General features: G+C 45.1%; 16 protein-coding genes. 13 read left to right on the top strand and 3 right to left on the bottom strand.

All coding sequences use genetic code 11. The features are described 5' to 3' along the window. Positions 1-183: 183 nt before the first annotated feature. The 11 genes from murA (at position 184) to N1I80_RS18115 (ending at position 9,292) form a co-directional block, all read left to right on the top strand. On the top strand, positions 184-1,482 hold the full coding sequence (gene murA, locus N1I80_RS18165; protein WP_340739245.1) for a UDP-N-acetylglucosamine 1-carboxyvinyltransferase: 1,299 nt from the start codon (positions 184-186) through the stop codon (positions 1,480-1,482). 221 nt (positions 1,483-1,703) lie between these two features. Further along, positions 1,704-2,552 (top strand): stage II sporulation protein D, encoded by an 849-nt coding sequence (gene spoIID / locus N1I80_RS18160; RefSeq protein ID WP_340739244.1) that lies wholly within the window; start codon positions 1,704-1,706, stop codon positions 2,550-2,552. A 10-nt stretch (positions 2,553-2,562) separates the two neighbouring features. Continuing rightward, entirely contained in the window at positions 2,563-3,222 is a 660-nt protein-coding gene (locus N1I80_RS18155) for a M23 family metallopeptidase (RefSeq protein WP_340739243.1), read from the top strand. Positions 3,223-3,427: 205 nt separating this feature from the next. Further along, the gene (locus N1I80_RS18150; protein WP_340740087.1) at positions 3,428-3,697 is read left to right on the top strand and encodes a sporulation transcriptional regulator SpoIIID; all 270 of its coding nucleotides are present in this window, start codon (positions 3,428-3,430) and stop codon (positions 3,695-3,697) included. Between the two features lie 440 nt (positions 3,698-4,137). Next, a complete protein-coding gene (locus tag N1I80_RS18145; RefSeq protein WP_340739242.1) occupies positions 4,138-5,133 on the top strand; it encodes a rod shape-determining protein in 996 nt (331 codons plus the stop codon). A 37-nt stretch (positions 5,134-5,170) separates the two neighbouring features. Beyond that, complete coding sequence (locus N1I80_RS18140) at positions 5,171-6,010, top strand: flagellar hook-basal body protein (RefSeq protein ID WP_340739241.1); 840 nt, start codon at positions 5,171-5,173, stop codon at positions 6,008-6,010. A gap of 30 nt (positions 6,011-6,040) precedes the next feature. Next, complete coding sequence (locus N1I80_RS18135) at positions 6,041-6,877, top strand: flagellar hook-basal body protein (RefSeq protein ID WP_340739240.1); 837 nt, start codon at positions 6,041-6,043, stop codon at positions 6,875-6,877. A gap of 23 nt (positions 6,878-6,900) precedes the next feature. After that, positions 6,901-7,230, top strand: a complete 330-nt coding sequence (locus tag N1I80_RS18130) for a DNA-directed RNA polymerase subunit beta (protein WP_340739239.1) — start codon at positions 6,901-6,903, stop codon at positions 7,228-7,230. A 216-nt stretch (positions 7,231-7,446) separates the two neighbouring features. Next, on the top strand, positions 7,447-7,890 hold the full coding sequence (gene fabZ / locus N1I80_RS18125) for a 3-hydroxyacyl-ACP dehydratase FabZ (RefSeq protein WP_340739238.1): 444 nt from the start codon (positions 7,447-7,449) through the stop codon (positions 7,888-7,890). 93 nt (positions 7,891-7,983) lie between these two features. Further along, the gene (locus N1I80_RS18120; RefSeq protein WP_340739237.1) at positions 7,984-8,370 is read left to right on the top strand and encodes a hypothetical protein; all 387 of its coding nucleotides are present in this window, start codon (positions 7,984-7,986) and stop codon (positions 8,368-8,370) included. A gap of 562 nt (positions 8,371-8,932) precedes the next feature. Beyond that, complete coding sequence (locus N1I80_RS18115) at positions 8,933-9,292, top strand: hypothetical protein (RefSeq protein WP_340739236.1); 360 nt, start codon at positions 8,933-8,935, stop codon at positions 9,290-9,292. Here N1I80_RS18115 and N1I80_RS18110 read toward each other — a convergent pair. The 3 genes from N1I80_RS18110 to N1I80_RS18100 form a co-directional block, all read right to left on the bottom strand. Then, entirely contained in the window at positions 9,267-9,671 is a 405-nt protein-coding gene (locus tag N1I80_RS18110; RefSeq protein WP_340739235.1) for a hypothetical protein, read from the bottom strand. The two genes, N1I80_RS18115 and N1I80_RS18110, sit on opposite strands and share 26 nt — an antisense overlap. A gap of 296 nt (positions 9,672-9,967) precedes the next feature. Continuing rightward, positions 9,968-10,315: a hypothetical protein gene (locus N1I80_RS18105; RefSeq protein WP_340739234.1), complete on the bottom strand. Its 348-nt coding sequence runs from the start codon at positions 10,313-10,315 to the stop codon at positions 9,968-9,970. Positions 10,316-10,348: 33 nt separating this feature from the next. Next, positions 10,349-10,792, bottom strand: a complete 444-nt coding sequence (locus tag N1I80_RS18100) for a YwpF family protein (RefSeq protein WP_340739233.1) — start codon at positions 10,790-10,792, stop codon at positions 10,349-10,351. Positions 10,793-11,064: 272 nt separating this feature from the next. On the opposite strand from N1I80_RS18100, the gene N1I80_RS18095 reads away from it, so the two are divergent. Together N1I80_RS18095 and N1I80_RS18090 are read left to right on the top strand one after the other, a co-directional pair. Beyond that, positions 11,065-11,511 carry a single-stranded DNA-binding protein gene (locus N1I80_RS18095; RefSeq protein ID WP_340739232.1) on the top strand — a complete coding sequence of 149 codons (447 nt, stop codon included), beginning with the start codon at positions 11,065-11,067 and terminating at the stop codon, positions 11,509-11,511. Positions 11,512-11,841: 330 nt separating this feature from the next. Next, positions 11,842-12,003, top strand: coding sequence for a hypothetical protein (locus N1I80_RS18090; RefSeq protein WP_340739231.1), 162 nt, complete (start codon positions 11,842-11,844; stop codon positions 12,001-12,003). Positions 12,004-12,015: the final 12 nt, after the last annotated feature.

Here is a 12,015-nt window from a genome sequence, read left to right as displayed (position 1 = left end):
CAAAAGTGTACATAGTATAGACTACTTAGCAATCGAACCAAGAAATAGCCCTGATGCAGCTTGTTTATTAAGCGTGGGCACTGTAAAATAGGATATGTTTTTATATACAATGTATGATATGAAAAAATTAGATAGATGTCTATAATATGTTTGGCTACAACTGAGGAGTCGGAGGGGCTTATTTTGGATAAAATTATTATCAACGGTGGACGTGTACTGAGAGGAAATGTCCGGGTAGAAGGCGCAAAAAATGCGGTATTGCCAATACTGGCAGCTGCATTGCTCGCATCGGAAGGTCCAAATGTTATACGTGACGTGCCAAATCTTTCAGATGTTGGAACGATTAATGAAGTATTGAAAAGCTTAAATGCAAAAGTGGAACATTTCCCTAAACAAGATGAAGTGATTATCGATTCAACAGGCACGCTTTCAAGCGAAGCACAGTTTGAATATGTACGAAAAATGCGTGCGTCAATTTTGGTTATGGGACCGCTTCTTGCACGTAATGGTTTTGCAAGAGTTGCACTTCCTGGTGGCTGTGCCATTGGATCCCGTCCAATTGACCAGCATTTAAAAGGCTTTGAGGCGATGGGGGCAGAAATTTCATTTGGCCATGGCCATGTAGAGGCAAAAGCAGTTGGAGGCTTAAGAGGTGCAAAAATTTATCTCGATTTCCCGAGTGTTGGTGCAACTGAAAACATCATCACAGCGGCAGCATTAGCAAAAGGGACAACAATTATTGAGAACGCAGCAAAAGAACCCGAAATTGTAGACCTTGCAAATTTCATCAATGAAATGGGTGGAAAAGTTGTAGGGGCTGGTACGGACACAATTCGGATTGAAGGCGTAACGAAATTATATGGGACAACGCATCATATTATCCCAGATCGTATCGAAACAGGTACATTCATGGTAGCAGCTGCCATTACGGGAGGCGATGTCATTATTGACAACGCTGTTCCTGAGCACAATGCTGCGCTTATTTCAAAATTGGGCGAAATGGGTGTTGTCATTACAGAGCTGGATGAGGGCGTTCGTGTAACAGCGCAACTTCCATTGAAATCTGTTGACCTAAAAACGATGCCACATCCAGGTTTCCCAACAGATATGCAATCGCAAATGATGGCACTTATGCTAACAGCAACAGGTACAGGTGTCCTAACCGAAACGGTTTTTGAAAATCGTTTCATGCATGTGGAGGAATTCCGTCGCATGAATGGTGCTGTTAAAATTGAAGGAAGATCGGTTATTATTACAGGACCATCTGAGCTTCAAGGAGCTGAAGTCGCAGCAACGGATCTTCGTGCAGCAGCAGCGCTTATTCTAGCAGGCCTCATGGCAGAAGGTGTTACGCGTGTAACTGAATTGTCGCATCTCGACCGCGGCTATGTAAACTTCCACGGCAAGCTTGCAGCACTTGGAGCAGATATCGTCCGCGTTTCACCAGAAACACAAACTGAAAAAGCAGCACAACTTGTCTAAATTAATATGTCATAACTAAAAAGGCTGTGGAGCACAATCTACAGCCTTTTTGTTATTTGGGAAATTAAGCATAAACCCCATCAGAATTCATATAATCAACCATGGACAAACTACTAGCAGCCTTACTAATCATACTCTTGTTTTTTATCCCTGTTTTATTGAAACAGACGCCGGACAGTAGCAACAAGTTTGAAGGAACGAAGGATGAATTTTGTCCTATCATGATTACAGTTGTGGGCATGGACAAGCCGATTCCACTGGAGGAATACGTCATAGGGGTTGTTGCAGCTGAGATGCCGATTACATTCCAGGAAGAGGCGTTAAAAGCGCAGGCGATTGCAGCACGGACCTATGCACTTAGGACAACGGAATACGGTGAAAAAGCAATTGCTGCGGATGTTTCGGCTCAAGTGTATGCCGATGAAGCGAAGCGGAAAGAGCGATGGAAGAAAGAATTCAAGCACAATGAGCGGAAAGTTCGCGCAGTAGTAGAAGCTACTATGGGAGACACGCTCGTGTATGGGGACGAGATGATATCGGCGATGTTTTTTTCTACGTCAAATGGCAAGACTGAAACAGCACAAAATTTCAGTGGCAATGATATTCCCTATTTACAGAGTGTTGACAGTCCTGGGGAGGGGGACGTTGCGGCAAAAGTAGAGCGAAAATCTACTATGGCACTCGCCGAATGGAATGACATGATGGGAGGCAAATGGGATGCAGAAAGCTTCAAATCACTACAACTCGTCAGAAATCCGACAGGACGTGTGCAGAAGGCTGTAACTTCAGAATTTGAAGTGAGTGGCCGGGAAATGCGCGAATTGTTGGGGCTCGCATCAACAGACTTCGATATTGCATTTGATGTAACGAATAAGATTGTTCATGTGACAACAATGGGTTACGGCCATGGCGTTGGGATGAGCCAGTACGGAGCAGAGGCCTATGCTCAGAAAGGATGGATGGCGGAAGACATTCTTTTACACTATTATACCGGCACGCAAATAAAAAAATTCACATTACTTGATTCCAAATGTTTAAAAACTCCTTCACTTGCAAACAATAGCGAGTGAGGTGATGACAATGCGAGAAGAAAAACCGAAAGCCCCTTCTCAGAAGAACAAAAGTGCAAAAACAAAAAGTTGGTTTTGGCCTGTAGTCTACTCGGGTATCGCAATCGTCTTCGTCGGCATGATCTGGGGTTATAATGCATTCATGACGGAAGATTCCCCGGGGCTGGCAGACGTTGCAGGAAAGGACTTACAAGATTCGCCGATTGTGCAGACGAACGCAGTAAAAGAAACGCTGAAGTATCCATTTGTTGAAGAAGTCTTCGATGACGTGGTCATTGTGCAAGATTATTATGACGTGGAAGCGGACGCAGCAACACGCGAGAATGCTTTGTTGGTCTTTAACCAACTATACGTGGAAAATACAGGCGTATCGATTTCAGTTCAAGGTGAGCCATTCGAAGTCGTCGCTGCACTCAGTGGCAAAGTAGAAAAGATTGTGACCGACCCATTCATGGGTGACGAAATCATCTTATCCCATGCAGATGGACTTACGACTATTTATAGTTCCGTCACAGGAATTCAAGTTAAAGAGGGCGAAGAAGTAAGCCAGGGGCAATCACTGGCCACATCTTCAGAGAATGAATGGAATTCAACAGCGGGTATCCATTTACATTTTGAAGTACATGAAAATGGTGTAGCCGTCAATCCACGTTCTTATCTTGGATTTTAATAGTACGAACTCAGACGTTTAATGCCAGTTGCCATCCCAATTCGAATGAAAGGAATTGGGGTGGTAGCTGGCATTTTTTTGTATTGTGCAATTCCTTATACCTGTCAAGTTACATGGGTCTGCAATGGGGGCTCTACAGGCATATTCCATCCAATAACTACATAGAATAAAGGAAGATTCGGAGTTGACAGGAAAGGAAGAGGGCGTGCACGAGCAAATACGGAGGCGATGCGTGCGCCTCGGAAAAATGTTGCTGGAGACAGGACTTACTGTACGGGCGCTGGCAAAAGCGACGGGCTATTCGAAAAGCACAGTCCACAAAGATCTGACAGAACGTTTACCAAATGTCGATGTGGCATTGTCAGAAGAGGTCGCAAAAATACTTGCCTATCATAAGTCTGTCAGACATTTACGGGGTGGCGAAGCGACAAGAATCAAATGGATGAACGAAATGAAAAAAGTAGGTAGCAGTTAATAACGCTGGGCGGTTTCGCAACCTCAATTGCGACCCGTCTTTTATTCTGTTTGTTGCAAGTGAGTGTCTTTACTTTTCTTTATGTCTAGCTCCGGGTGCCAGCCGCTCGAGTCGCTTCAGACTTGAAGGTAAAGGGTGCCTTTACCTTCAAGTCTTCCAGCGCTAGTCGCGTCTAGCAGGCACCCTTCGCTCTTCTTTATGTCTAGCTCCAGCGCCTAGGGGCTCGGGTCATAAGTCAGCTTAGCTATGCGGCAAAGAACGCCGCGTCGCCAATCGGTCTTATGCCTGTCGCCCCTAACCAGGCGCCTTCGCTCTTCAATATACAAAAAAATGGTTCTAAAGTATGTTCATAAGCGGTTAACTATGGTAAAATGTATAGTTAGGAGAGTATACATATACGGTAATATTCGATGATCCAGGTGGAAGGGGAAACAGAAGCAATGTTTGCAAAAGATATTGGGATCGACCTCGGTACAGCCAACGTCTTAATTCATGTAAAAGGAAAAGGAATCGTTCTGAACGAACCATCAGTCGTAGCCATCGATAAGCAATCAAACAAAGTGCTTGCAGTCGGGGAAGAAGCAAGGCAGATGGTCGGTAGGACACCAGGAAATATAATCGCCATCAGGCCATTAAAAGATGGTGTGATTGCAGATTTTGATATTACAGAAGCTATGTTAAGTCATTTTATCAATAAACTAGATGTCAAAGGATTCTTATCGAAACCACGGATTCTTATCTGTTGTCCGACAAATGTTACAAGCGTTGAACAAAAAGCAATCCGACAAGCAGCTGAAAAATCAGGCGGCAAGAAGATATACCTTGAGGAAGAACCGAAAGTTGCAGCAATTGGCGCGGGAATGGATATTTTTCAACCAAGTGGTAATATGGTGATTGATATCGGCGGTGGTACGACAGATGTGGCTGTTTTATCGATGGGAGACATTGTAACTTCACAGTCCATTAAAGTAGCTGGAGATACATTCGATAATGACATCACACAATATATTAAACGGCATTATAAATTACTGATTGGGGAACGTACGTCAGAGAATATAAAATTTAATGTAGGCACGGTTTTCCTAGGAGGTCGCAAAGAACAGATGGATATCAGAGGGCGTGATATGGTAACAGGCCTGCCGCGGACAATCACCGTCCATTCTGACGAAATCGGTGAAGCACTGAAAGAATCCATCTATATGATTGTTCACGCAGCCAAAACGGTTTTGGAAAAAACGCCACCTGAATTGTCTGCTGATATTATCGATCGTGGCGTGTTCTTGACAGGGGGCGGTGCCTTACTACATGGCATCGACCAACTTCTTGCCGAAGAGTTAAAGGTGCCGGTGTTTATTTCAGATAATCCGCTCAATTGTGTCGCGATTGGGACAGGTTTATTATTGGAGAATATCGACAAAATTGCTAATCGCTATTGATCAGTAACGATTATTTTATAGAATAGGAGGCGGGCACATGTTCCGTGGGTTTTATACAGCAGGATCAGGAATGATCGCGCAACAGCGTAGAACAGAAATGTTAGCGAACAACCTAGCAAATGCGAATACGCCAGGTTTTAAGGCAGAACAGTCATCCATTCGATCATTTCCAGAGATGTACCTGTCGAGTATTAATACGACAAAAATCCCTATTAAAGATGGTTTACAGTTGAAAGGCTTATCACCAGTTGGGGCACTTTCAACGGGTGTCTATATGCAGGAAACGTTACCGCTGTTTACGCAAGGTCAAATACGTGAAACTGAATTGACGACGGACGTGGCGCTTATGGATGGTCTTCTACCTATTGATAATGAAACAGGGACGCGAGGCGCAGTCTTTTTCAGGCTTGAAAATGACAATGGTGGCGAACACTATACGAGAAATGGTAGTTTTACACTTGATCCAAGCGGCTACTTGACGAATGCGTTAGGTTATTATGTCCTGGATAACACGGGGCAGCGAATTGCCTTGCAAAATGATGATATTCGAATCACACAAGAGGGCGTTATTATGGACGGAGAAAATGCTGTTGCAACACTTGGTATTTCATTCGCACAGCGTCCTGATACACTTCTCAAACAAGGGAACGGGATGTTCGTGGCAGAAGGCGGCGAGAACCTTCAAGATGCAAATGCAGTTGCGGGTGTGACGTATTCGATGCAACAAGGTTATTTAGAAGGATCAAATGTTGATGCTGCCCAAGCGATGACAGATATGATGACAGCGTATCGTGCATTTGAGGCCAACCAAAAAATCCTTCAAGCTTATGACCGAAGCATGGAAAAAGCAGTTACTGAAATTGGACGTGTCAACTGATCATTCGCTACTTGAAAGGAGTCGAAACGTATGTTACGCACAATGACAACGGCAACAAATACGTTAAATCAATTGCAGCAGCAGCTTGATCTAATTGGGAATAACCTTTCCAATTCAGCTACTCACGGCTATAAATCGAGCGATGCAAAATTCCATGAATTGCTTTATCAGCAATTCAATAATGATAAAGCAGATACGGCACCGCGCCAATCACCGCTTGGAATACGCTACGGCTCAGGCGCTGTAATTGGACAAGCACAGATGAATTGGAAAGTCGGTTCATTGCAAACGACAGATCGTCAACTTGATTTTGCACTGACAGAACCGAAACAATATTTTAATCTTCTTATGCCAGGCGAAGGTGGAGAACAGACTGTTTATACACGTCAAGGGAATTTCTACATTTCTCCTGTAGCAAATGGACAAGGTATGCTAGTCAATGCCGATGGTTATCCTGTTGCTAATAGCGCAGGATTACCGATTACGTTTGCGGACGATGTTACAAATTTTGGCGTGGATGCGAGTGGTATGCTGGAATTGACGCATGCTAACGGAGTAGTAGAAAGAGTTGAATTAGGCGTTACTGTTATGCAACGTCCCAATTTAATGCAGCGTCTATCTGCTACAAGCTTTGGGCTGCCTGAAAACTTAGCAGATCTGGGTGTTACACAACAAGATGTACTAACTGATCTGCTTGGTGCTGCAAGAACCGAAGTAGGCATATCAAATGGGATGCTTGAAGCGTCTAATGTTAATTATGAGAAAGAAATGACAGACCTCATCACTGTTCAACGCTCTTATCAATTCAATGCGCGGACAGTAACGCTTGCGGATCAAATGCTAGGCTTGATCAACGGGATACGATGAAGTTCTTCTAGGGAGTACTGGATATGACAGATGAAAAACGAAATAGTTTGCAGCAGCAAGGTGATGATTCGGCGAAAATGACTAGGGCAACCCGGACACGGTCTTCCCGCAATGAGCATAGGAGGCGGAGTACTGAAATTGAACCAGTCGCATCTAGAAAACAATTTTGGGTACAAATTCGCCTCTTGCCAATTTGGCTTCGTATAATACTTGTCCTTCTACTACTCGCTGGGGCTGCTATACTCGGCGCTATCATTGGCTATGGCTACATCGGTGATGGCGAACCCGCCGATGTACTCCAAAAAGAGACGTGGACCCATATCCTTGATATCATAAACGGGAAAGAGTCGTAAAGACTCTTTCATTTTGTTATGGCTTGTAGGAGAATCCTCTGTTGGCGTAGTGGGTTCAAAAGTATTTTTCATGTTAACTAACATAAGCAAGTTGAACTTATGAGTGTGATATAATCACCTGCGAAGGCATCCCCTAGCGCCAAGCGGTTTTAGTAGGATTCTTTAGTTCAACATATATAATTGAAAATACATAAATAAAATATCAGGAGGATGACCATGCTAACAACAGAGCAGGTACAAGCAATTTTGCCACACCGTTACCCATTACTCATGGTAGACCGGATTCTTGAGGTTGAGGAAGGTAAACGTGCTGTTGGTATAAAAAATGTAACGATTAACGAAGAATTCTTTCAAGGGCACTTTCCAGGGTATCCAGTAATGCCAGGTGTCTTAATCGTAGAAGCGCTTGCACAAGTTGGTGCAGTTGCGTTACTGCAAAAAGAAGAGAATAAAGGGCGACTTGGTTTTTTTGCAGGAATCGATAATTGTCGCTTTAAAAGGCAAGTAACACCGGGTGATACGTTGCGTCTAGAAGTGGAGATAACAAGACTCCGGGGCACAATAGTAAAAGCAAAAGCGATGGCAACCGTGGATGGGGAAATCGCCTGCGAAGCAGAAATTACATTAGCACTAGGCCCCGTCGTTTCTAAAGAGGGCTAAGTTTGCGAAGGCATGGAAAATTAGTTACAATGTCAGTACAGGTCATTGAAAAAAATGGCAGTGTACTTTTAAAGTAGGAGGGTACAAGTAAGTATGTTTAAAGATCTTTCTCCAAATCTAAAAAGCAGTATTACAAGATCCATCACACAAACTTTTGAACAATATATGAGTAGCATTGAATGGTCCGAGGACAAGTACAGCATCGATGATTTTATTGCTAGCTGGCGTGAATATATTACGACCAAAGCGCTTTGGTATTCCAAAATTCCTGATGACATGAAAGTCAATCCGATTTTTCATGAAGATCTTGCCCAGCGCATCAACGAAGTCATTGCTCGTGTCCTTGGTGAACCGCCATCCGAGGGGCAGATCGCAGCAATTCAAATCATGCAGGAACAGCTAAATACGCATTTAGAGTACAACTGCAAGGCTGAAGCGGTATATGTTGAAACATTGCTTAAAAATCATTTAGGATTATAAAAAGCATAGCACACCTGCAAGACGCTCCAGTAGGATGGATGAGGTTCAATTCATCTCTACTGGAGCGTCTTTTGTGCCTGGCTCCTGTTAATTGATCAAGAAATAACTGAATTAAATATTCGGTGCTCTATGTCCAATTGCTTTTGGTTTCGCTTTAGAGTGAACGTTGTATAGTTTTGGCAGAACATTGTGAGGTTCGGTCGGGAGCGTTTCCTGGTTCGGTGTAAACGTTGTGAGGTCTTCGCAAAGCGTTTACAGGTTGGCAGAACGTTTCTAAGTTTTGTCCAAGCGTTTCCAAGTGGATTAAACGTTTCCTAGTTCTGCGGAAATGTTGCTTAGTTCATCGGAAACGTTGTGACGTTGTCTGAAAGCGTTGCGAAGTGGGGTGAACGTTATTAGTACAATTATTTATCTCAACATATTTGTTAATCCACAGATATGTGAAAAAGGTATTTAATGTACAGTCAAAGAAAAAGGGATAGTTCCTTTCTTTATGGTCAAGCTATAAAGTATCATACTGATTTGTATGGTAAACGGCTTGTGGAAAGGAGGGAATCATTTCATGTTCAAAAAAGCGATACCACTCGTTTTGATGTCGGGATTAGTACTGACTGCTTGTGCAAACAACGATACAGTACCGAAAAACAACGAAACGCCAATGGAAAAAGTGGAAGACCGTACGAGGGACATAGTGCCTGAAGTCAACGATGGCCAGACAGGACCAAATATGGATGGTCTCGATAACAATCGGGATATGAACGGGAACGATGTCATCAATGATAATAACGGTGTACGTAATGGCGTCATTAATGAAAGCAATACAACTACTCCAAACGAAACAATCATTAATGACGGCAATGCGAATACTCCAAATGAAGTGATTATTGATGAAAACCTTAACAAGAATAACAACAACCGCTAACCGCAAGCCGTGCGGAAACCGCCTCGTATACTGAGGCGGTTTTTCTTTGTGGATAAATTTGCACCAGGTGCGCCCCCGCGCGCAATGTACTAGCCTGCGCGCGCAATGTACTAGCCGCCGCGCGCAATGTACTAGCCGCCGCGCGCAATGTACTAGTCACCGCGCGCAATGTACTAGCCCCCGCGCGCAATGTACTAGTCACCGCGCGCAATGTACTAGCCGCCGCGCGCAATGTACTAGCCGCCGCGCGCAATGTGCTAGCCTGCGCGCGCAATGTACTAGCCGCCGCGCGCAATGTGCTAGCCGCCGCGCGCAATGTACTAGCCGCCGCGCGCAATGTGCTAGCCGCCGCGCGCAATGTGCTAGCCACCGCGCGCAATGTCAGCCACCGCGCGCAATGTGCTAGCCACCGCGCGCAATGTGCTAGCCACCGCGCGCAATGTGCTAGCCACCGCGCGCAATGTGCTAGCCACCGCGCGCAATGTGCTAGCCACCGCGCGCAATGTGCTAGCCACCGCGCGCAATGTGCTAGCCACCGCGCGCAATGTGCTAGCCACCGCGCGCAATGTGCTAGCCACCGCGCGCAATGTGCTAGCCACCGCGCGCAATGTGCTAGCCACCGCGCGCAATGTACTAGCCGCCGCGCGCAATGTACTAGCCGCCGCGCGCAATGTACTAGCGCTGCGCGCGCAATGTGCTAGCCTGCGCGCGCAATGTGCTAGCCTGCGCGCGCAATGTACTAGCCTGCGCGCGCAATGTGCTAGCCACCGCGCGCAATGTACTAGCCACCGCGCGCAATGTGCTAGCCGCCGCGCGCAATGTGCTAGCCGCGCGCAATGTACTAGCCTGCGCGCGCAATGTACTAGCCTGCGCGCGCAATGTACTAGCCTGCGCGCGCAATGTACTAGCCTGCGCGCGCAATGTACTAGCCGCCGCGCGCAATGTACTAGCCTGCGCGCGCAATGTACTAGCCGCCGCGCGCAATGTACTAGCTCCCACACGCAACAAATCATCCCACAACAAAAAAAAGCTGCCTCACACTCAGGCAGCTCTTCCTCACTCATTCTCTTCTTCCTTATCCCTTTTCAACCGTGGGCGGGAACGCATATCTGATTCGAAACGACGAAGCAAGTCGTTGCCTGCTAAACCTTCGCCAATCAATTCCTCCAAAAGTTGTTCCGCATATTGTGAGCGCGCTCGTTTCAAGCGTCCTTTTAATAAAACAGATATATTAGTCCCAATCTGTTTTACAGATTCGACAGCAACACGAAACGGGGCTGGGTCATTTTCAGGATATGAGATGACTACTTTTGCTTCAAGTAATGCCTCATCCGCCATCCATTTTTCAAAAGTGGATTGATGCACCTGGTCGATGAACATCTCCAAAACCCACAGACGATGACTGTTTTCTTGATTAATGATAATCCCATCGATAAGTGGGAAATCCTGCATACTATCTTCAGTTACGATTCCGACAGACAACATTTTAAACGATTTCATCGTGAATCAGCCCCAGTCTTTTTCCTTTGATTATACCATAGGAGAAAAATTCGACGTAAAAAAATGAAATATGCCAAATTTGAATTATGCGTGGATAGTAGACAACTTGCTAGGGTTGAGGGCAAGCGATTTATTAGCAACAAGGATTTTTTCATGTCTTTCAAAATAGAGTGAATTGGGTATATAAAGGCACCAAATTTAGAAAATGGCATTTTGCATACCTTGGTTGAAAGAAGTAAGATAAATCCAATAACTTGAAGGGAGGGAATCAGTTGAATCAGGTTGCACTTGTAGGGCGTATCACGAAGGATCCAATCCTAAGAAGAGTGTCGGAGGGAAGAGTACAAACCAGTTTTGTCCTCGCGGTCAATCGTAACTTCAAAAACCAGAACGGAGAAGTGGATACGGACTTTGTCCTCTGTACGATGTGGGGAAGGGGAGCGGAGAATACGGCTAAGCATTGCGGCAAAGGATCGTTAATTGGTGTCGGTGGACGAATCCAATCAAGGTCATATGAACGCGAAGACAAAAGCCGGGTCTACGTAACCGAAGTGATTGGTGAAGATATCCGTTTTATCGCCACGAAAAGGCGAAGCAATGACAATCTGTACGGAGAAGCCGTCAGGAGCAATGCAACCGCACCATCAGTAGCGGAAACTAAGGAGGAAGAACATTTTGATCTACCTAACCGCGAAACAGAAGGATTACCGATTTTTTAACCGGAGAAGCTAATACATAGTAAGCCGGAGAAAATCGAGTGAGAGGAGGAAGCTGACCGGCTAACAGACCGGAGCTGCAATGACAACTAAAAATGGATAGTATGTACGTGAGAAAAGGAATACTTGGATACATGCAAGATTGGGGTCCTGCTCGTATCCGCAGTAATGTCATGTAGAGATACATTCAGGGTAGCTCTACACGGGAATGTGGGTTGAACAAACAAATGATCATACGACCATGAGCACAAATCATTTATGGCCCGGGAGTGAAGACCACTTTTGCTCACGGGTTTTTCTATCAGTAGAAGATGAAAGAAGGGAGTGTGGCTTATGAGTACACTTGACAAAGATGTGAAACGGATGGAGTTACAGATTGTTCAGCTTGTTAGCATCGTTGCCAATCTAAATGAGCGGCTTAACCGTTTTGAAGAGATGGAGCGTAAGAAAAAAATCATTGCGCTACATAAAAGACCAATTGCGGAGCGCGTATGACAGCATAGAAAA

It is taken from the genome of Sporosarcina sp. FSL K6-3457 (assembly GCF_038007285.1).
In the GTDB taxonomy this organism is placed as follows: Bacteria; Bacillota; Bacilli; order Bacillales_A; family Planococcaceae; genus Sporosarcina.
The sequence above is the reverse complement of the archived record's forward strand: the minus strand, read 5'-3'. Positions and strand labels throughout refer to the sequence as shown.